Source organism: Flavobacterium sp. B114r (genome assembly GCF_056824125.1).
The window spans coordinates 3010178-3029355 of record NZ_CP124858.1 but is presented as its reverse complement, the minus strand read 5'-3'; the positions used below and the strand labels follow the sequence as shown (position 1 = coordinate 3029355).

General features: G+C 33.8%; 22 protein-coding genes. 15 read left to right on the top strand and 7 right to left on the bottom strand.

All coding sequences use genetic code 11. The features are described from left to right. Positions 1–86 precede the first annotated feature (86 nt). The gene (locus QLQ94_RS12995; RefSeq protein WP_427402560.1) at positions 87–1082 is read left to right on the top strand and encodes a hypothetical protein; all 996 of its coding nucleotides are present in this window, start codon (positions 87–89) and stop codon (positions 1080–1082) included. A 151-nt stretch (positions 1083–1233) separates the two neighbouring features. Here the strand turns inward: QLQ94_RS12995 and QLQ94_RS12990 are convergent, their stop codons facing one another. From QLQ94_RS12990 to QLQ94_RS12980, 3 genes are all read right to left on the bottom strand, one after another. Next, positions 1234–1785 carry a Smr/MutS family protein gene (locus QLQ94_RS12990; protein WP_271335581.1) on the bottom strand — a complete coding sequence of 184 codons (552 nt, stop codon included), beginning with the start codon at positions 1783–1785 and terminating at the stop codon, positions 1234–1236. After that, positions 1775–1960 (bottom strand): hypothetical protein, encoded by a 186-nt coding sequence (locus QLQ94_RS12985; protein WP_427402559.1) that lies wholly within the window; start codon positions 1958–1960, stop codon positions 1775–1777. The genes QLQ94_RS12990 and QLQ94_RS12985 overlap by 11 nt, the downstream gene beginning before the upstream one ends. Before the next feature lie 407 nt (positions 1961–2367). Beyond that, positions 2368–3069: a DUF1003 domain-containing protein gene (locus QLQ94_RS12980; protein WP_271335579.1), complete on the bottom strand. Its 702-nt coding sequence runs from the start codon at positions 3067–3069 to the stop codon at positions 2368–2370. 193 nt (positions 3070–3262) lie between these two features. Between QLQ94_RS12980 and epsC the strand changes: the two genes are divergently transcribed. The 3 genes from epsC (at position 3263) to QLQ94_RS12965 (ending at position 6035) form a co-directional block, all read left to right on the top strand. Beyond that, positions 3263–4054, top strand: a complete 792-nt coding sequence (gene epsC, locus QLQ94_RS12975; RefSeq protein ID WP_427402558.1) for a serine O-acetyltransferase EpsC — start codon at positions 3263–3265, stop codon at positions 4052–4054. Then, entirely contained in the window at positions 4051–4938 is an 888-nt protein-coding gene (gene cysM / locus QLQ94_RS12970; RefSeq protein ID WP_427402557.1) for a cysteine synthase CysM, read from the top strand. The genes epsC and cysM overlap by 4 nt, the downstream gene beginning before the upstream one ends. A 110-nt stretch (positions 4939–5048) precedes the next feature. Then, positions 5049–6035 (top strand): aldo/keto reductase, encoded by a 987-nt coding sequence (locus tag QLQ94_RS12965; RefSeq protein WP_427402556.1) that lies wholly within the window; start codon positions 5049–5051, stop codon positions 6033–6035. A gap of 451 nt (positions 6036–6486) precedes the next feature. On the opposite strand, the gene QLQ94_RS12960 is transcribed toward QLQ94_RS12965, so the two are convergent. After that, a complete protein-coding gene (locus QLQ94_RS12960; RefSeq protein WP_427402555.1) occupies positions 6487–7500 on the bottom strand; it encodes a sensor histidine kinase in 1014 nt (337 codons plus the stop codon). A 195-nt stretch (positions 7501–7695) separates the two neighbouring features. Here QLQ94_RS12960 and rlmD point away from each other — a divergent pair, with 195 nt between their 5' ends. The 3 genes from rlmD to QLQ94_RS12945 are packed head-to-tail and all read left to right on the top strand — an operon-like array spanning position 7696 to position 10466. Further along, positions 7696–9108 carry a 23S rRNA (uracil(1939)-C(5))-methyltransferase RlmD gene (gene rlmD, locus QLQ94_RS12955; RefSeq protein WP_271335663.1) on the top strand — a complete coding sequence of 471 codons (1413 nt, stop codon included), beginning with the start codon at positions 7696–7698 and terminating at the stop codon, positions 9106–9108. A gap of 10 nt (positions 9109–9118) precedes the next feature. After that, complete coding sequence (locus tag QLQ94_RS12950; RefSeq protein WP_271335574.1) at positions 9119–9676, top strand: DUF6452 family protein; 558 nt, start codon at positions 9119–9121, stop codon at positions 9674–9676. Further along, on the top strand, positions 9648–10466 hold the full coding sequence (locus tag QLQ94_RS12945) for a DUF6048 family protein (protein ID WP_271335573.1): 819 nt from the start codon (positions 9648–9650) through the stop codon (positions 10464–10466). Before QLQ94_RS12950 ends, QLQ94_RS12945 begins: the two co-directional genes overlap by 29 nt. Positions 10467–10539: 73 nt before the next feature. On the opposite strand, the gene QLQ94_RS12940 is transcribed toward QLQ94_RS12945, so the two are convergent. The 3 genes from QLQ94_RS12940 to QLQ94_RS12930 all read right to left on the bottom strand — a co-directional run bounded on the left by QLQ94_RS12940 (position 10540) and on the right by QLQ94_RS12930 (position 12780). Beyond that, the gene (locus QLQ94_RS12940; RefSeq protein WP_482497379.1) at positions 10540–11232 is read right to left on the bottom strand and encodes an aspartate/glutamate racemase family protein; all 693 of its coding nucleotides are present in this window, start codon (positions 11230–11232) and stop codon (positions 10540–10542) included. A 9-nt stretch (positions 11233–11241) separates the two neighbouring features. After that, the gene (locus tag QLQ94_RS12935) at positions 11242–11478 is read right to left on the bottom strand and encodes a hypothetical protein (RefSeq protein WP_271335571.1); all 237 of its coding nucleotides are present in this window, start codon (positions 11476–11478) and stop codon (positions 11242–11244) included. A gap of 138 nt (positions 11479–11616) precedes the next feature. After that, on the bottom strand, positions 11617–12780 hold the full coding sequence (locus QLQ94_RS12930) for a THUMP domain-containing class I SAM-dependent RNA methyltransferase (RefSeq protein WP_271335570.1): 1164 nt from the start codon (positions 12778–12780) through the stop codon (positions 11617–11619). A gap of 132 nt (positions 12781–12912) precedes the next feature. Between QLQ94_RS12930 and QLQ94_RS12925 the strand changes: the two genes are divergently transcribed. From QLQ94_RS12925 to QLQ94_RS12890, 8 genes are all read left to right on the top strand, one after another. After that, complete coding sequence (locus QLQ94_RS12925) at positions 12913–13677, top strand: class I SAM-dependent methyltransferase (protein WP_271335569.1); 765 nt, start codon at positions 12913–12915, stop codon at positions 13675–13677. An 84-nt stretch (positions 13678–13761) separates the two neighbouring features. Further along, complete coding sequence (locus tag QLQ94_RS12920) at positions 13762–14430, top strand: ZIP family metal transporter (RefSeq protein WP_271335568.1); 669 nt, start codon at positions 13762–13764, stop codon at positions 14428–14430. A 722-nt stretch (positions 14431–15152) separates the two neighbouring features. Continuing rightward, positions 15153–15965 (top strand): N-acetylmuramic acid 6-phosphate etherase, encoded by an 813-nt coding sequence (murQ, locus tag QLQ94_RS12915; RefSeq protein ID WP_271335567.1) that lies wholly within the window; start codon positions 15153–15155, stop codon positions 15963–15965. A gap of 207 nt (positions 15966–16172) precedes the next feature. Then, positions 16173–16394, top strand: coding sequence for a DUF6095 family protein (locus QLQ94_RS12910; RefSeq protein WP_271335566.1), 222 nt, complete (start codon positions 16173–16175; stop codon positions 16392–16394). Between the two features lie 55 nt (positions 16395–16449). Beyond that, on the top strand, positions 16450–17022 hold the full coding sequence (locus tag QLQ94_RS12905; protein ID WP_271335565.1) for a pentapeptide repeat-containing protein: 573 nt from the start codon (positions 16450–16452) through the stop codon (positions 17020–17022). A gap of 141 nt (positions 17023–17163) precedes the next feature. Then, positions 17164–17739, top strand: coding sequence for a DUF1572 family protein (locus QLQ94_RS12900; protein WP_427402553.1), 576 nt, complete (start codon positions 17164–17166; stop codon positions 17737–17739). Positions 17740–17926: 187 nt separating this feature from the next. Continuing rightward, positions 17927–18298 carry a DNA topoisomerase IV gene (locus tag QLQ94_RS12895; protein ID WP_271335563.1) on the top strand — a complete coding sequence of 124 codons (372 nt, stop codon included), beginning with the start codon at positions 17927–17929 and terminating at the stop codon, positions 18296–18298. A 25-nt stretch (positions 18299–18323) separates the two neighbouring features. Beyond that, positions 18324–19097 (top strand): TerC family protein, encoded by a 774-nt coding sequence (locus tag QLQ94_RS12890; RefSeq protein WP_427402552.1) that lies wholly within the window; start codon positions 18324–18326, stop codon positions 19095–19097. Positions 19098–19178 lie beyond the last annotated feature (81 nt).

The following is a 19178-nucleotide window of genomic DNA, read 5'->3' as shown; positions in this document are numbered from 1 at the left end:
ATTGCAAAGTTATGAAATATCAATTGTCTATTCTTAAATATCATTTGCCAAATTTTTCACTATTTTTGACGTCAAATAAAATTACGATGAAAAAATATGCATGCCTTCTAGTATTCGCACTCTTATTAAACGGTTGCGATGACGGTGATTTAACAGTTGACACTATTGATTTTGATGACCCTACTATTTCATCTCAAACCTGCAATACATTAACGAACAGCTTAGTATACAGGCTTAAGAGTCAGGAATCTTTATTGATACAGTTACCGGACAATATGATTATAAACGATGTAACATTACCTGGAGCTCCAGTAATCTATAATATTGACAACAATTTATACCGTGTCGTTTACAGAGCTTATAACGGTAAAGTTGAGACAGCCAACATTTGTGGTACAATACCACCAACATCACCAAGTGTAACAGAAGAATGGCAAGCCAAAGCAGGAAAAATTGTAATTAGTACGACACAAAACGAAGTAATAGATGATGCTACAGGAAGTAGTAAAATTACAGGTTACACCCATAATATTGTTTTTAACAATATCACTTTTGCTAAACCATCCGGAATAGACCAGGTGAATGACGTATTTGATTTTGGAAATTTCGTAACAACAGTTACTCCGGTAGTTGTAGATTTTAGCGCTCAAACCGCTCAATATTGTCCCGATCAAAAGAAAGTTTATATCGAAAACACGACATCTTCTCTTGTTCTGGAAAACTTAAGTGACAATATAATTGTGAATGAAGATACCCCAACAGGAGAACCAAGAGAAAGTGCAATCAACTTAAACTCTTTTAATAAATTATATTACAGAACCTATGCCGGGGTATTGCCTGTAAATGCAAGTACTTACTTTTGTAACAGCCAAACACCTGCATCACCTGCTGTATTAGACACATGGTTTGGTAAGGACGGACTTGCTGATGTAAGTGGTATAATACAGGTAACTACCACTCATTCTCTTAAGGTATATAAACATACAATAGTGCTTAAAAAAGCAACATTACAAAAAGGAAATACTACTTTTAAACTAGGAGATAATTTCGTTTTAGGTACCGTAACTATTATACTGCCTTAGTAAAAAATAAAGCTCTTTTTATTAGAAAAACCTTTTTTTTATTCTTACAAAAAAAACGTCCATTTTCAAACTAATCTTATTACAGAATTAGAAAGAAAACGGACGTTTTTTTTATGCACTAAAACGAACAGTTTTAACGCTAAAAAATAACTTACTTATTGTTTTGTCTAAAATAAACTTCGGTTGCACCTAAGCCATATTTCTGATAATTAGCATCCTGAAAATCAATTCCGTCGTAACGACCCAATAAAAAATCAAGCTCGGATTTTAGAATTCCTTCACCAACACCATGAATAAAAACAATCTTGGGAATGCGATTTCGAATCGCAAATTCAATATGTCTTTTTGCCGTTTCAGTCTGTAAAGTCAGGATATCATAATTCGACATTCCGCGTTTATTTGGAACCAATTTTTCGATATGCAAATCAAATTCCGGAGCCGAAATTTCACGCTTATCTTTCTTTTCTTTAACAAAACTCCTTGGTTTTGGCTCTGTTTTCTCTCTCGAAATTTCATCTAAATCAATTCTTCTAATAGAATTCATTAAATTACTGGTTTCCTGATTTTTAATCAACTCATTGACAAAAAATGTCATCATGAATCCATCTTCAGTTTCGATCAAAACCTCATTGTTTTTCACCGAAACCACTGTTCCGTTTATTGCTTCGTCTAAGACTGAAACTTTATCTCCTTTAGTCAGCATCTTGTTCCTCTTTATCTTGATTTTTACTCGGTGTTTTTGCACTCAACTGCATCATTCCATACATGAAAACTGCAATCGCAATTACCATAATATAGATATTTTTTTCTGCTGATACCTGCTCATATAACGCAACCGAAATTGCAAGGATCATTATTAAAATTTTAAAAGCTTTCATATTTTCATGTATAAGAATTCAAAAGTAAGAAACTTTAAAATAGAAGTTCATCACTCCTAAAATCTTATCCTCTATTTTTTTTCAAAATTGCACAAAATGACAATACCGAATTAATCACAAAAAACAACCTTCTTCGAATTTAAAAACACGACCCAAAATCGAATATTAGAAACCTACTACCATCCTGATTTATTCTTACTTTTTAAAACAGACTTTCGGATCAAATTCCAGTATCAATTTCATCGTTTATATTTTCATTTTCATGACTCTGTTTTTTTTTTCAATCATCACGAAAACGTCAAAAATGTACTTTTCTTTTCCCCCTCTTAAACCTTCTTTTTTATATCGGAAAGAGTTTTTTACAACACTTCGAAATCTGATTTTTCTGAGTTGAAAACCTTCAGAAATTATTTTTTAATCTGGTTCAGAATATCATTCATCATCTCGATTTGAACTTTCTGAATTTCGATTAATTCTTGTTGCTGATGCATAATCAAGTGATCAATTTTATCGTGAATCATTCTGATCTCTAATTCAGATTTCAGGTTGATCATATAATCTTTCTTGGCACGATTTCTATCTTTTTCTTCCTGACGATTTTGACTCATCATAATTACCGGAGCTTGCAAAGCAGCAATACAGGATAAAATTAAATTAAGCAAAATAAACGGATACGGATCAAAACCTTTATTGACCAAAATGTAAACATTGGCACCAATCCAGACTACGATAAAAAGTAAAAAGGAAATAATAAAAGTCCAGCTTCCGCCAAAGTCAGCAACTTTATCGGCTATCTTTTGACCAAAACTTCTTAGCTCCTGTTCATCTTCGACAATACTCACTATTGATTTATCCTCTTTCAGAGAATCGATAACACTTTTTTCAAGATCGGAAAGCGTTCCGATTTCGGTAGACAAATAATTCGAAATGTATTTTTGACGGTATAGATTTAGCTCTTTTACTGCAATACAATCATCCTCGCTAAAAGAGGGATGGTCTTTAACAATAAGTCCCAGAATTGGGTCATGAATAGATTTGCCCCAAATTTTCTCCTTTTCAGGAAAAGAAAGATTAGATATAGCACTCTTAAAGGTCGAATTGTTTTTCATTTTTTTTATAAATTTTACGGGCTAATTTACGCATTTAACTTCTTTAGAATCATATAAAAAATGTTCCTTTATATTTCTTTTATTTATCACAAATACAATTCTCAAAACAAAATTTCTTTATATAATTCGTGCCTTTATTTACAAAAAACGCATTACTTTTAACGTTTTAAAAAATCCACTCAATTATTCAATTGTGACAAAAGACACTATCATACAGAATATAAAAGCTCTAAAAAGCCATTCTAATATAAATTACGGTATCAAAACCAAAACTGAAGATTTTACCGAAAAGCTTTTTTATACCCTTTTTGACTCGAATGCAGCATTGGCTCAAAGTATTGACGAGCTCGAAATACGATTTAAAGAAATTGCTGTACTGGCTTGCAAAAAACCTGAAAACTTATGCGAATCGATCTGGGACCGGTTTTTAGAAAAGCTACCGGGAGTTTTAGAAAAACTAAATCAGGATGCTGAATATATTTTAGAAAACGATCCGGCATCAAATAGTATCGATGAAGTTTATTTGGGCTATCCCGGCTTTTATGCGATTGCTATTTATCGCTTAAGTCATGAATTGTATCATCTGGACTTATTATTGTTTTCGAGATTAATGAGCGAATATGCCCACAGAATTACGGGAACGGATATCCATGCGGGTGCAAATATTGATTCTCCGTTTTTTATTGACCACGCCACCGGAATTGTTATTGGTGAAACGACTGTGATTAAAAAACACGTAAAAATATATCAGGGTGTTACTTTGGGCGCTTTGAGCGTAAGCAAGGAAATGAAAAATGCAAAAAGACATCCAACCGTCGAAGCGAATGTTTGCATTTATGCGAACGCTACTATTCTGGGAGGTGAAACTATTATTGGCAAAAATAGTATTGTGGGAGGAAATGCCTGGGTAACCAAATCGATTCCTGAAGATTCTATCGTAACCAACACTACTACAACTGAAGTTAAAATAAAAGAAAAAAAATGAACGCACAGAAATTGCTAAACCTAATTGGAAATACTCCTTTGATGGAAACTGTCAATTTGGTTAAGAATAAAAATGTAAAACTTTTACTGAAGCTGGAAGGAAATAATCCGGGCGGAAGCGTAAAAGACAGAGCGGCATATAACATGATCGCTGCTGCTCTTGAAAGAGGTGATATTAAAAAAGGCGACAAGCTTATTGAAGCCACAAGTGGCAATACGGGAATTGCTCTTGCAATGATCGCACAATTGTTTCAAATTGAGATCGAATTGGTATTACCGGAAGATTCTACAAAAGAAAGAACTCAAACTATGCGAGCTTATGGCGCTACAGTGATTTTAACGCCCGCTAGCGAAGGAATTATTGGTTCACGCGACTATGCCGACAAAAAGGTAGCAGAAGGTGGTTACATCATGCTAAATCAATTTGCAAATGATGATAACTGGAAAGCGCATTACAAAACCACTGGTCCTGAAATCTGGAACGATACTGACGGAACTGTAACTCACTTTGTTTCGGCTATGGGCACAACGGGAACTATCATTGGAACTTCGACTTATTTGAAGGAAAAAAATCCTGGAATTCAGATTATAGGTGCGCAACCAAGCGACGGCTCTCAGATTCCGGGAATCCGTAAATGGCCACAAGAATATTTACCTAAAATATTTGATGCTTCAAAAGTAGACACGGTTGTAGATATAAGCGAAGAGGAAGCGCGTGTTATGACAAAACGATTAGCTCTCGAAGAAGGTGTTTTTGCAGGAATGAGCAGCGGAGGTTCTGTTGCTGTTGCCTTAAAAATTGCAGAACAATTAGAATCCGGAGTTATCGTAGCAATTATTTGTGATCGTGGCGATCGATATTTATCATCGGATTTATTTGATTAAAGAATAAAGACACTAAGGTTCTGAGTTACTAAGTTGCTAAGATTTGTTTAGAGAATATCTTAAAGAAAACTTAGCAACTCAGAACCTTATCAACTTAGCACCTCAAAAAAATGAACTATAGAAAACTAGGAAAAACGAATTTTAATATCTCTGAAATCTCACTTGGAACCTGGCAAGTTGGAGGAAAATGGGGATCAGGATTTAATGATAAAACTGCAGACGAACTGATAAATACTGCAATTGACAACGGTGTGAATTTTATTGACACTGCTGATGTTTATGAAAACGGATTGAGCGAAACTGCTGTTGGACGTGTAGTGCGTTCAAGATCGGAACGTATTTATGTTGCCACAAAATGCGGCCGCCATATAAATCCTCATGTGAGTGAAGGCTATCAGCCAAAAGTACTTCAGAAATTCGTTGAAGACAGTTTGAAAAGAATGGGATTAGAAACTATAGATTTAATTCAGCTGCACTGTCCTCCTACTGAAGTTTTTTACCGACCTGAAATTTTTGAACTTTTTGATCGATTAAAAGATCAGGGGAAAATCCTAAATCTGGGTGTTAGTGTCGAAAAAGTCGAAGAAGCGCTAAAAGCAATTGAATTTTCGAATGTAACTACGGTTCAGATTATTTTTAATCTGTTTCGCCAACGTCCTTCAGAATTATTTTTCTCTGAGGCCAGAAAGAAAGATATCGGGATTATTGCGAGAGTACCTTTAGCAAGCGGTCTTTTGACTGGTAAATTTGATGCAAAGACAACTTTTGATACACAAGATCACCGTAATTTCAATCGTAACGGAGATGCTTTTGATAAAGGCGAAACTTTTTCAGGCATCGATTACGAATTGGGATTAAAAGCGGTTGAAAAACTAAAGGCTTTATTTCCCAAAACAACTAACCTGGCGCCTATCGCACTACAATGGATTTTGAGTTTTAAAGATATCAGCTGCATCATTCCGGGGGCTTCAACAGCTAATCATGTACTGTCTAACTTATCTGTTTATGACTTTCCTGAATTAACTCCTGAGAAAATTTCGGCAATGAATAAAATTTATGAAGAGCATATAAAACCTTCTGTACATCAGTTATGGTAACTTAAAAAGTACTAAGATTCTAAGGTGCTGAGGTTCTAAGTTTTTGACCTCTTTAAAATATAAACTCATAAAAGAAATGTGGAGCGACAGATATAGTTACTACAATATTCAAAGCGATGAGAATTTTAGTCAAAAAGTACATATAAAAAAAGCAATGCAGGTTTTTATTGAAACCAATCTCTTTATAAAGAAAAATCACCAATGTCTCAACAATAAAGAAGTTTTTCCGTGGACAGACATAATTTTAGTTGAAACTTCAGATGGAAATTTTCATTCGTCACAGAAAGAAAATTTCCATGTGAACTAATCGCGATAGTTTGTTCTAAAGGAAAAAATATAGATCAGCAAATTTATCAGAATACTTTTTTAGATATTGCAAAAAAACTAAAATGGAAACTTTTTTTAGAAGAAGATGATGAAGGCAATGAAAATATAGAAATTAAGTAGAAACCTATACATCAAACTCAATTCTAAATTCGGCACCTTTATTTCTACCTTCGCTGGTTGCATTAAGAGTCCCCTTATTTTTTTCGATGATTTTTTTACACAAATACAATCCAATTCCTGTCGAGGATTCATTTGCGGTTCCTAATCGGCTCATTTTTGTAAACTTCTTGAACAATTCATCAATCTGACTTTTATCAAAGCCAATTCCCGCATCAGTTACCGTTATGACAAATTTTGAATTATCATTATAAATTCTAACCTTAATTTCGCTATCAAAATAAGAGAATTTAATAGCATTACTTATTAAATTGACTATAACCTGAATCAACAAACCTTCATCAATTCTAAGTTTAGCTTCAGTAAGTCCTAAATCTAAACTCAATTTTATATTTTTATCTACCAAACGCTGTTCTACCTGTTCGTTAATAAAAGGTAAAATACCGGGAAACAAAATCGTTCTTAGTTCCAGATTTCCTTTTACAACACGATCCTGCTCTTGCAGTAATTTGATAAAATTTTCGATGTATCGAAATTGTAAATTTGTCGATTCACGAATTAACTCTGCCAATTGGCGTATTGATTCAGAAGGATTTTCGGTTATAATTAAATTAGCCAAACCTTGCGGGTTTCCTGCAAAATTTTTTAAATCGTGCGAAAGCATGTAAATCAAATCCTGCTTTTCGTTTATAAAACTTTCAGCTTCATAAATAGATTCCTGAATATTAGCCATTAACAAACCGGCTTCATCACTATATTCAGTTGGCAAAACAGATAATTTTCTATTATTTCTATAATCGTCTAATGCTTTCGATGCAATTGATATTGGCTTAATCAATTGATTGAGCACTATTAGCGTTAGTACGGTAGCCAGCAAAGTCATTATTAATGAGAAAACCAATATTGAAGTAGGCGAAACACTGTGATTGTAATAAAGCACAAAAAATAAAATTCCGATCAAAGGGATATGTATACCAACAAAGGCAACAAATAAAAACTTGAACGCATAACTTTTTTTCAAAAAGCCAATTTGTGAAAGATTATGATACAACTTCATAAAAAACAACAATAATCTAGGTTAAAAAAAGGAGGATTTGGGCAAATTGTTAAAAACAAAGTTAACTTTTAAAGTCAATTAAAATAATAAATTAAACAATTTGATAAAATATTTTGAAATTTAAATTTGAAAAAGTTTACAAACACTTATTTTTGCGCTATGGGAAGAAAAAATACAGACAAAGTTGTCTTTCATCAAATTCAAGTTCTTGATGCCGGGGCAAAAGGAGTATCAGTAGCAAAGGCTCCTGACGGAAAAGTAATCTTTATACCGAACGTGGTTCCGGGTGATGTAGTTGACGTACAAACTTTCAAAAAAAGGAAAGCCTACTATGAAGGTAAAGCCGTAAAATTTCATGAATTATCAGAGCATCGCATTGAACCTATTTGCGATCATTTTGGAGTTTGTGGTGGATGTAAATGGCAAAATATGAAATACAGCCAACAGCTGTATTACAAACAAAACGAGGTAAAAAATCATTTACAGCGTATAGGAAAAGTTGAACTTCCTGAATTCGAAACTATTTTGGGTTCAGAAAAACAGTTTTTCTACAGAAATAAAATGGAATTTTCGTTTTCTAACAGCCGTTGGTTAACTGAAAAAGAAATTGAAAGCACTGAAGATTTAGGAAACAGAAATGCGTTAGGTTTTCATATCCCTAAGATGTGGGACAAAATCCTTGACATTCAAAAATGTTACTTACAGGAAGATCCATCTAATGCAATCAGAAACGAAATCAGGGATTTTGCTAACGAACATAATTTAGCTTTTTTTAATCCAAGAGAACAATCTGGTTTATTAAGAACTTTTATGATTCGTACAGCTTCTACTGGCGAAATCATGGTTTTGATTCAGTTTTACGAAAATGACAAGAAAAATCGTGAGCTTCTTTTAGATCACCTTTACGAGAAGTTCCCGCAAATTACTTCATTACAATATGTCGTAAACTCAAAACAAAACGATACTATCTACGATCAGAATATTAAGCTGTACAAAGGCAGGGATTATATCCTTGAAGAAATGGAAGGTTTAAAATTTAGCATCAACGCTAAATCTTTTTACCAAACCAACTCTGACCAAGCTTACGAATTATACAAAATAACACGTGATTTTGCAGGACTTACCGGAGACGAAACTGTTTATGACTTATATACAGGAACTGGAACTATTGCACAGTTTGTTTCTAAAAAAGCAAAAAAAGTAATTGGTGTAGAAAGTGTACCTGAAGCTATTTTAGACGCTAAAGCAAATGCAGAACGCAATAATATAACGAATTGTGAGTTTTTTGTAGGTGATATGAAAGTCGTTTTTAACGAAAGCTTCATTGCAGAACACGGAAAACCGGATGTTATTATTACAGATCCTCCAAGAGATGGTATGCATGCGGCAGTTATCGATCAAATTCTAAAAATCGCACCTAAAAAAGTAGTTTATGTAAGTTGTAATTCAGCTACACAAGCACGTGATTTGGCTTTGATGGACGAAAAATATAAGGTAACACGTGTAAGACCTGTTGATATGTTTCCACAAACGCATCATGTCGAAAATGTTGTACTTTTAGAACTTCGCTAATAAAATTTAAATGAAAAAAATAATCTGTCTTTTCTTAGTCTTTACCTTTGGTTTATCCAGCTGTGAGAAAGATGATATTTGTGATGCAAATACGCCCACTACTCCCCGATTAGTGATTTCCTTTTATGAAGTCAAGACTCCTAGCTTAGCTAAAAATGTTACCAACTTAAAAGTAATTGGTAAAGATCAGTCTAATGGAATTATTTTCAATAAAAGTGGCGACTCCATCACAAAGTATCGAACCAGTGCTAATACTATTTCTATACCGTTAAAAACAAATGAAAATTCAGTTACCTATAGTTTTATTCTGGATTCAGGAAATCCTAATCCCGCTGCAATAAATACAGATGTAATAAAATTCAACTATACACGTGAAAACGTATATGTATCCAGAGCTTGTGGTTTTAAAACGATTTTTCAGTTAGACCCACTATCGCTTGCTGATCCAGTATCAAGCCCTTTCGAGCAAACGGACCCAAACAATGATGGACTCTGGATGCAAAGAGTTATCGTATTACAACCTAAAGTCGATTCTGAAAATGAAACACATATTAAAGTATTATTTTAGTTTTTGCTTATTGTTTTCAATGTTTTTGGCTCAAGCCCAGGAAACATCGACTAAAACAATAACAAAAGGTACCACTCAGGAAAAACCTAAAACCGGAGCCGCAAAACCTGAAATCCAGGAAGTAAAAAAAGACAGCATCAAAACAGATCGCTATGGCCTTCGTGTAGGAGTTGATTTATACAAGTTAACCCGTGGTCTTTATGATAAAGATTATAAAGGAATTGAAGTTGTGGGTGATTTTCGTTTAACGAAAAAATACTATATCGCTGCCGAACTTGGTTTTGAAGACAAAACTACAGATGATACCAGATTAAATTCAACAGCTACAGGAACTTATATTAAAGGAGGTTTTGACTATAATTTATATGAAAACTGGATGGACATGGAAAACTTAATTACAATAGGTATGCGTGGTGGTTTTAGTACTTTTAGCCAACAGTTAAACAGCTACAAAATCTACAACGCAAATCCGTATTGGGGAGAACAACCCCCAATTGTTGATGGTCAAAAATATACTGGCCTTACAGCCGGATGGATCGAAGTTGCCATGGGACTAAAAGCAAAGGTTTTTAATAATGTATTTGTTGGGTTTGGCGTTCAGTTAAAAATGTTAGTAGCCAACTCAAAACCATCTGGTTTTGACAACCTATACATTCCGGGCTTTAACAGGACTTATGATGGTAATTTTGGAGTAGGATTCAATTATACCGTTTCCTATTTTATTCCGCTTTATAAGAAAAAAACAATTATCCCCGTATTGACCAATACCAAAGAAGCCCCTAAAAAATAGTCTCTTCTAAAAATAAAAAAAGCCATGAACTTAATTAATTTAAATTCATGGCTTTTCTATTTACGTTCTAATCTTAAGAGAGCTGAAATTCAACAGCTGCATTTGAATGTATCAAAGCAGTATCAAAAATGGGTACCAAAAGATCTTCTGCTTGTATCACTAAAGGAATTTCGGTACATCCTAAAATAATTCCTTCCGCTCCTTCTTTTATTAATTGATTGGCAATTTCCAAATAACGTTTTTTAGTTGCTGCGGTTACAATTCCTCTTCCTAGTTCTTCAAAAATTGTAGTATGAAGAAAATCCCTATCGTCATCATTATTCTGAATCAAAACTTCTATTCCTTTATCGATAAGTTTATCTTTAAAAAAATCGAGTTCCATTGTAAACTTAGTCCCCAACAAACCAACCTTTTTCAATTCTTGTTTCTGAATTTCGATCGATGTTACTGTTGCAATATGAATAATAGGTAAATCTATTGCCGCTTCAAGTCTGTCAGCGATAAAATGCATCGTATTTGCACACAATACAATTGCTTCTGCCCCGCCCTGCTTTAAGAATTGACATCCTTTTAAAAGCATATTAAAAGTAGAATCCCAATCGTTGTTTTCGTTATTCCTTTTTATATCAGCATAATTAAAAGAGTAAATCAAACACTCCGAGAAGTTTAACCCTCTCAATTTATCATTTATACCCTGATTTATAAGTTTGTAGTAATCACCGGTAGAAACCCAACTAATCCCGCCTATAAGCCCAATTATCTTCATAAAACTGATCTATCCTATTTCTCTGATACCCTTCATGAAAATCCATTTCATAAAAAGCTTTTCGCCATCCTTAGTTTTTACTGCCTGAAATTTAGGCGAAATCAAAGTTGCTATAATAAAAGCAGTCATCGGAATCCAAAGTCCTGTTAATCCTGTATACATCGCTACTACATACCTTCCTGCAATAAATAAAATTGCGAAACACCCCAATTGGTATAAAAAAGCTCTTACTTGTAATTTTGTCATTTCTTTTTAAGTTGCTAAGGTCCTGAGGTACTAAGTTTCTAAGATTTTCTCTTTATAACTTAGTTTCTTTAACCTAAAATTATATTTTATTCTCAGCCAAACTTCTTATTAACTTAGAAACTTAGCATCTTAGAAGCTTTATTCAGAAACTTGAAATTTCGTTCTCTTACTTCCTTCGTACATTTCGTATTTTACCAAACGCGCTTCAAGGCTTGCGTTGAAAAGTTTGATTTTACGAGAAGGTTTTAAACCTACAAATTTCAATGCTTCAAGATTTGCTGTAATAAACCAGGCATTTGTTCCCGGATAGCTTTTCTTTAAAGTATCACCAATATTTTTGTAAAACTCTTCCATATGAATATCCAGACGCTCATCATAAGGCGGATTAAAAACCATATGCAATTTTCCTTCTACTGATTTTTCAGTATCAAAAAAGTTATTTTCTTCAATCGAAACGTAATCTTCAAGATTAGCATTCCTGATATTATCTTTGGCTTTGTTTACAGCACTTGGCGCTTTATCAAAACCTTTTATAGTATAATGAAACTCTTTTGTTTTCTTCATCAAACTGTTTATAATCTGTTCGAACAAATCATTATCCCAGTCTTTCCATTTTTCAAAAGCAAATTCTTTACGATTTATATTTGCCGGAATATTACAAGCAATCATCGCCGCTTCTGCAAGGAAAGTTCCTGAACCACACATTGGGTCCAAAAAGTGGCTTTGTCCTTCCCAGCCTGATAACAACAAAATTCCTGCTGCCAAAACTTCGTTGATAGGCGCAATATTCGTAGCCGTTCTGTATCCACGCTGGTGCAATGAATTTCCGGAAGTATCTAAAGCAACCGAAACCTGGTCTTTATCGATATGAACGTTGATTCGTAAATCAGGAAAAGCTTTATCAATACTTGGGCGCTGTCCCGTTCTTTCTCTAAACTGATCTACAATTGCATCTTTACATTTTTGAGAAACAAACTCAGAATGATTAAAATAAGTCGAATGCACCGTTGCATCAATCACAAAAGTCTGGTTTGCATTTAAAAGTTTTGACCAGTTTACACCAGAAATCCCTTTATATAATGCTTGTTCATTATTAGCCCTGAACGAGTAAATAGGTTTTAAAACCTTAAGCGCAGTACGCAACGATAAATTAGCTTTATACATAAAACCTTTATCACCTTTAAAGCTTACCATTCTCACCCCTTTTTCGACGTCCTGAGCACCAAGGTCTTTTAATTCTTTCTCTAATATTTCTTCAAAACCAAAAAAACATTTGGCAATCATTCTAAAATTTTCTTCCATCTTTATTTTTGTATTAAAAAAAACTCCGATCGCAGACACAAATCTGATTATTCAGGTATCGTCGCGAAATAGTTATTTTTCGGCAAAAATACACTAAATTTGCGGGACTTTGAATTAATTGAAATAGAATAAATGTCTGAAGCACCAAACTCATCAACACCAAATCAGGAGCGTAATACCGAAAATTGGTTTACATCATGGTTTGACACTCCTTATTACCACATACTTTATAAAGATAGAAATTACCGCGAGGCACAGATTTTTATGGATAACCTTACACATTATCTAAACTTGCCTGAAAAAGCAAAAGTGCTGGATTTAGCGTGCGGAAAAGGGCGCCATTCTATTTATTTGAATCAATTAGGCTTTAATGTTCTTGGTGCTGATTTGTCTGAAAACAGCATTGCCGAAGCCAGCAAAAACAGCAACGAAACCCTGCATTTTAAAGTGCACGATATGCGTGAACCTTTTGATGAAAAATTTGATGCCATTTTTAATTTGTTTACGAGCTTTGGTTATTTCGAAAACGATGATGACAATCTAACAACGCTAAAAGCCATTAAAGAAAGTTTATCTGAATATGGTTTTGCCGTAATCGATTTTATGAATGTGGCCAATGTAATTGAAACTTTAGTTCCGGAAGAAGTAAAAACCGTTGACGATATCGATTTTAAAATCAAAAGATATGTTCAGGACGGACATATTTTTAAGGAAATAGATTTTGAAGACCAAGGGCGTCAATATCATTTTACCGAAAAAGTAAAAGCTTTAACCCTAAAAGATTTTGAAGATTTAATGGAAGAAGCCGGAATTTTTCTATTGGATATTTTTGGAGATTATAAACTCAAAAAGTTTCATAAAACCGAAAGCGAACGATTAATCATGATTTTTAAGTAAAATTGGTGAATCGTTAATTGTTTAAACCGTTTAGTCGAATAAACAATTAACAGATTAAACAAATCAACGATTAAACAATAAAAAATGAATTATCTTTTACCCTTATTTTCTGTACTTTTAGGTTATATTCTGGCTTTGTTTTTAAAACCAAAAAATAAGACCAATCTAAAATTATTGCTTGCTTTTAGCGGTTCATTTTTATTGTCGTTAACCGTAATGCATTTGCTTCCGGAAGTTTACGAAACACACAATCATAATATTGGTATCTTTATTATGGTTGGAATTTTATTCCAGATCATCTTAGAGTTTTTCTCTAAAGGAGCTGAGCATGGTCACGTACACGGACATGCACAAATGAGTCAGATTCCGTGGTTGCTTTTTATAAGCTTGTGCATTCATGCTTTTTTAGAAGGTTTCCCCGTAAGTCATCATCACGATTTAGCACTTGGTATAGCAATTCACCATTTGCCAATTGCAGTGATTTTAACAACCTTTTTTATCAATGCAAATCTTGACAAGAAAGCCATTTTTGTTTTCATGCTTACTTTTGCACTTATGACGCCGCTTGGTACGGTTGCATCCGAATATTTGCCTTTTTTAAATGAATATTATACTGAAATCACTGCGATCGTAATTGGGATTTTATTTCATATTTCATCCACAATTATTTTCGAAAGCAGCGAAGGACATAAGTTCAATATTGCCAAAGTTTCTATGATTGTTCTGGGAATTTTACTGGCATTTATGTTATAATCCGGGCGTGACCAAATTCACAAAAGGCGTTATTTAACAAACCACTTACATGCACCTTTCGCAAATCCAGTCGGACTATCCTTTCCTCCGTGACGGATCTCCTATCCCAATGTCATTAAGTTAAGAGATTTTTGAATACGGATTAACTATTTCTTTATCAATACCTCTATCAGAATCCGCAATCTTGTCATCTCGACGAAGGAAAGATCACACAAGAAACTCGACAAAGATTGGCGAATATCTGAACGGAAATACTAGTGTGATCCCTCGTTCCTTGGGATGACAAGATTGCGTTTAAACTTTGCGAATAATGGATTAAAATCCATCCCTACAATATATTTTGTTCCTCCTGAACTCTTTCTAAAATTCCAGAGGCATGCTTTATTTGTAGCGCCGTCCCGAAGTTTCGGGATTGAGAGAAAAATTATGATCAAAAAAATTTAAATTAATGACATTGACCCCTATCCCTCACGCAAAAACTTTGCATAAAAAAACACCTAACAGGTTTTAAAAACTTGTTAGAATACACATACCTTTATTTATGTTTTAATTTAAATTTTCTAATTGACTAAAAAACATCATTCACCCGAAGATTCAGTAAAGCAATCGCCGTGTAAGAATTAAAAGAAAAAAGTTTTTTTAATCTTCGCTACTTTACGTTCTAAATTTCGGGATTGCAATAAAAAAGATTAATTTTGAGCCGGCTTAATTAACACGAAAAAATGGCATTTACCAAAACTACAGAACAATCTTCAAAATACGAACATTTAGAAATAATGTCTCTGCATGAATTGCTTACCAACATCAATCAGGAAGATAAAACCGTTCCTAATGCAGTTGAAAAAGCAATACCACAAATAGAGGCACTGGTTGCGCAAGTGGTCGCTAAACTAAAATTGGGCGGGAGATTGTTTTATATTGGAGCCGGAACATCCGGACGTTTAGGTGTTGTAGACGCCTCAGAATGTCCTCCCACTTTTGGCGTTCCTTTTGATTTAGTAAACGGAATTATTGCCGGTGGAGATTCTGCTATTCGTCGTGCCGTAGAAAATGCCGAAGACAATGCCACCCAAGCCTGGATCGATTTGCAAAACAATAATATAGGTGCGAATGATGTCGTGATTGGTATCGCTGCTTCCGGAACAACTCCTTATGTTATTGGCGGCTTAACAACCTGTAATCAAAATAATATTCTTACCGGCTGTATTACTAATAATGAGGGAAGCCCGCTAGCATTAACAGCTCAATTTCCTGTAGAAGTAGTTGTAGGACCTGAATTTATTACCGGAAGTTCCAGAATGAAAGCCGGAACAGCTCAAAAGCTAGTTCTGAATATGATTTCTACAGCTGCAATGATTCAGTTGGGAAAAGTAAAAGGCAACAAAATGGTCGATATGCAATTAAGTAATATTAAATTGGTAGATCGCGGCGTGAAAATGATTATGGGCGAAATTCCTGTTTCGTATGAAGAAGGTTCAGAATTATTAAAAAAATACGGCAGCGTACGAAATGCTGTTGATAATTATAAAAAGTAAAAGCTTTTGTGAATAAGCAATATCTTTTTACAACACAATATTCATTTCGATGCAAGGCGAAATTACACTCGCAAATCGACAAAGATTGAAGATATATATTGGGAGTTTCTTGTGTGATTTCGCCTTGCGTCGAAATGACAAGGTTGCGATAAACCTGAAACTAAAAGAAACCTGAAACCGGAAACTTTGCAAATCAAACAAGAAATTATGTCAACAAATAAAGAATTATTAGGAAAAGGAATTAAATATATGTCAGGTTCATTACCACTTTTATTTATTGGTCCTTCATTGATTTACAATGCTTTTATGAATCAGCATACCAATTGGCATTATTTAGTTTTAGGAATTGGAATTGTAGCTTGTCTGAGTGCAATGTTTTTAATTTTTTACGGATTGAAAATTATTATGAAAGGTTTGTTTAACGACTAAATTACACGCCCGGGTTTAGCATCATTACTAAAAAAATATCCAATATAATTAAAATATGGAAAGTCTAATTCACATTCAGAAAACCTTCGAGAAAGTCACTTATATTGATAAAAAAATAAACAATCGGGAGTTTGAAGATTGTGATTTTAAAAATTGTGATTTCTCGAACAGTAACTTTGCATACAATACCTTTTTAGACTGCGAATTCATTGATTGCAATTTGTCGATGACGAGTTTATCAGGTACAAGTTTAAAAAATGTAAGTTTCAAAAACTGCAAACTTCTTGGAATTGCTTTCAACGAATGTGACGATTTTTTATTTCAGGTTTATTTTGAGGAAAGCACTTTAGATTATGCCATTTTTTCAAATAAAAAAATGGCCAAAACCAAATTTATTAATTGCTCAGTTAGAGAAGTTACTTTTATAGGAACCAACTTAACGAGTTCGGTTTTTGATAATTGTAATCTCGAAGGTGCTATTTTTAACGATACCCAATTGGCTGCTGTTAATTTTAAGACGGCATACAATTATAAAATTGATCCGGAATTTAACCCAATGAAAAAAGCGCAATTTTCTAATGATGGAATTGTGGGTCTTTTAGATAAATACGATATTAAAATTGTCTAACATCTAATATTAATAATTTTAAAATAAAAGCCACAAATTTCACGAATTAGCACGAATTGTTTTTTTTTGCAGACTTATAAATTCGTGACTTGAGCGATAGCGAACAGGCGAAGCAAATTCGTGGCAACAAATAAAATAATTATGGAAGCAACAGAATCTTATTTAGAAAGTGTTAAAAAGCAATTTTTATATTACAAAACACTGGGCGAAAAAGCCATAGACCAATTAGAGCCTCAACAGCTTTTTGTTACTGTAAACGAAGACACTAATAGTATTGCAACTATAATTAAGCACATTTCGGGAAACATGCTTTCAAGATGGTCCGATTTCTTAACTTCTGATGGCGAAAAAGAATGGCGCAATCGAGACGCCGAATTTGATAATGATTTACAATCCAAAGAGGAAGTTTTAATCGTCTGGAACAAAGGATGGGATTGCTTTCTCAATACCTTAAACAGCTTAAAACCAGAACAACTTTCGGATATTATTTACATTCGTAATGAAGGTCACACTGTTATCGAAGCCATAAATCGTCAATTAGCACATTATCCATATCATGTGGGACAAATTGTATTTTATGCGAAACAATTAAAAAATGCTTCCTGGAATAGTTTATCGATTCCCAGAAATAATTCCGGAAATTATAACGCCGAAAAGTTTGCCAAGGAAAAAGAAATCAAGAACTTTACCGATGATGAATTAGAAAGATTAAAATGATCTGTTTGTCAGGCTGAGCGGAGTCGAAGCCCTAATAAACCGAACAAATTCTTTCAACTTCATTTAGTGTGATGAAAACGATTGCCCTAGCCCTGATTGTAATGGAAATCCTTTTTGTTTTTTCTTTAAAAACAAAAAGATTGAAGTAAAAAGCAGGAATAGCTCCTTAAAAAACAAATTATTTAAAATGAAAAAAATAGTATTCTTACTTCCGTTACTTACCTTAGTATCTTGTTATGATGCAGAACATAATTGCAAAGATTTTAAAACCGGAAAATTCAAATTTGAGTTTGATGTAAACGGCGTAAAAAAAACGACAGTCTTTGAACGTAAAGATGGGATAGAAATCGAAACTTTTGAAGGTAAAACAGATACATCGACAGTACGTTGGGTAAGTGATTGTGAATATATCCTGCAAAAGAAACACCCAAAAAACATGGCAGAAGAAAAAGCTATCAATATGAAGATTTTAACAACTTCTAAAGATTCTTATACGTTTGAATTTGGAATGGTGGGTTCTGATCAGAAACAACGCGGAACAGTAGTAAAATTGGAATAATTAATCTAACTAAACAATTTTTAGTATGGAAGTATTTTTGAATCCCGATGCATGGATCGCTTTATTGACTCTGACTTTTCTTGAAATTGTTTTAGGAATTGATAATATTATTTTTATATCGATCGTAACTGGCAAATTGCCTGAAGAAGATCGTAAAAAAGCAACCCGAATCGGTTTGTTTCTGGCTATGTTTATGCGTATCGCCTTATTGATGGGTATTTCGTATCTGATTGCCATGAAAGCCACCATTTTCAGTATTCACTGGGGTTGGTTTGAAGGCGACTTTACTGGTCAGGCATTGATTTTATTTCTTGGAGGTTTATTTCTGATTTATAAAAGTACGAAGGAAATTAGCGAAAAAGTAGATCATAAGGGCGATGAGGAAAAGACGATTGGCAATGCTGCAAAAAAATCATTTTCGAATGTTATTGTCCAGATTTTACTAATCGATTTAATATTTTCTGTCGATTCGATTCTAACGGCAGTTGGTATGACAAACGGTGTTCACGGTGCCTTAACAATTATGATTACGGCTGTTATCATTTCAGTTTTGGTTATGATGTTATTTGCGGTTCCGGTGGGAAATTTTGTCAATAAAAACCCTTCAATTCAAATACTCGGACTTTCGTTTTTAATCCTGATTGGTTTTATGCTGATTACTGAAAGTATGCATTTATCGAATGCTGCACTTTTGGGAGAACACATTGGCGCAGTACCAAAAGGATATTTGTATTTTGCCATTACGTTTTCATTGGCTGTAGAGTTTATAAATATGCGGGTTCGAAAGAGACAATCTTAAATCATAATTTAAAAGTTCCTATTGGAACTTTTTTTATACCACCATTTCTCAGAAAACAAAAACTCATTTGTAACATCTTTT

Coding starts and splice junctions, on each gene's coding strand:
- QLQ94_RS12995 (WP_427402560.1), top strand. CDS start 87: ATGAAAAAATATGCATGCCTTCTAGTATTCGCACTCTTATTAAACGGT.
- QLQ94_RS12990 (WP_271335581.1), bottom strand. CDS start 1,785: ATGCTGACTAAAGGAGATAAAGTTTCAGTCTTAGACGAAGCAATAAAC.
- QLQ94_RS12985 (WP_427402559.1), bottom strand. CDS start 1,960: ATGAAAGCTTTTAAAATTTTAATAATGATCCTTGCAATTTCGGTTGCG.
- QLQ94_RS12980 (WP_271335579.1), bottom strand. CDS start 3,069: ATGAAAAACAATTCGACCTTTAAGAGTGCTATATCTAATCTTTCTTTT.
- cysM (WP_427402557.1), top strand. CDS start 4,051: ATGAACGCACAGAAATTGCTAAACCTAATTGGAAATACTCCTTTGATG.
- QLQ94_RS12965 (WP_427402556.1), top strand. CDS start 5,049: ATGAACTATAGAAAACTAGGAAAAACGAATTTTAATATCTCTGAAATC.
- rlmD (WP_271335663.1), top strand. CDS start 7,696: ATGGGAAGAAAAAATACAGACAAAGTTGTCTTTCATCAAATTCAAGTT.
- QLQ94_RS12950 (WP_271335574.1), top strand. CDS start 9,119: ATGAAAAAAATAATCTGTCTTTTCTTAGTCTTTACCTTTGGTTTATCC.
- QLQ94_RS12945 (WP_271335573.1), top strand. CDS start 9,648: ATGAAACACATATTAAAGTATTATTTTAGTTTTTGCTTATTGTTTTCA.
- QLQ94_RS12940 (WP_482497379.1), bottom strand. CDS start 11,232: ATGAAGATAATTGGGCTTATAGGCGGGATTAGTTGGGTTTCTACCGGT.
- QLQ94_RS12935 (WP_271335571.1), bottom strand. CDS start 11,478: ATGACAAAATTACAAGTAAGAGCTTTTTTATACCAATTGGGGTGTTTC.
- QLQ94_RS12930 (WP_271335570.1), bottom strand. CDS start 12,780: ATGGAAGAAAATTTTAGAATGATTGCCAAATGTTTTTTTGGTTTTGAA.
- QLQ94_RS12925 (WP_271335569.1), top strand. CDS start 12,913: ATGTCTGAAGCACCAAACTCATCAACACCAAATCAGGAGCGTAATACC.
- QLQ94_RS12920 (WP_271335568.1), top strand. CDS start 13,762: ATGAATTATCTTTTACCCTTATTTTCTGTACTTTTAGGTTATATTCTG.
- murQ (WP_271335567.1), top strand. CDS start 15,153: ATGGCATTTACCAAAACTACAGAACAATCTTCAAAATACGAACATTTA.
- QLQ94_RS12910 (WP_271335566.1), top strand. CDS start 16,173: ATGTCAACAAATAAAGAATTATTAGGAAAAGGAATTAAATATATGTCA.
- QLQ94_RS12905 (WP_271335565.1), top strand. CDS start 16,450: ATGGAAAGTCTAATTCACATTCAGAAAACCTTCGAGAAAGTCACTTAT.
- QLQ94_RS12900 (WP_427402553.1), top strand. CDS start 17,164: ATGGAAGCAACAGAATCTTATTTAGAAAGTGTTAAAAAGCAATTTTTA.
- QLQ94_RS12895 (WP_271335563.1), top strand. CDS start 17,927: ATGAAAAAAATAGTATTCTTACTTCCGTTACTTACCTTAGTATCTTGT.
- QLQ94_RS12890 (WP_427402552.1), top strand. CDS start 18,324: ATGGAAGTATTTTTGAATCCCGATGCATGGATCGCTTTATTGACTCTG.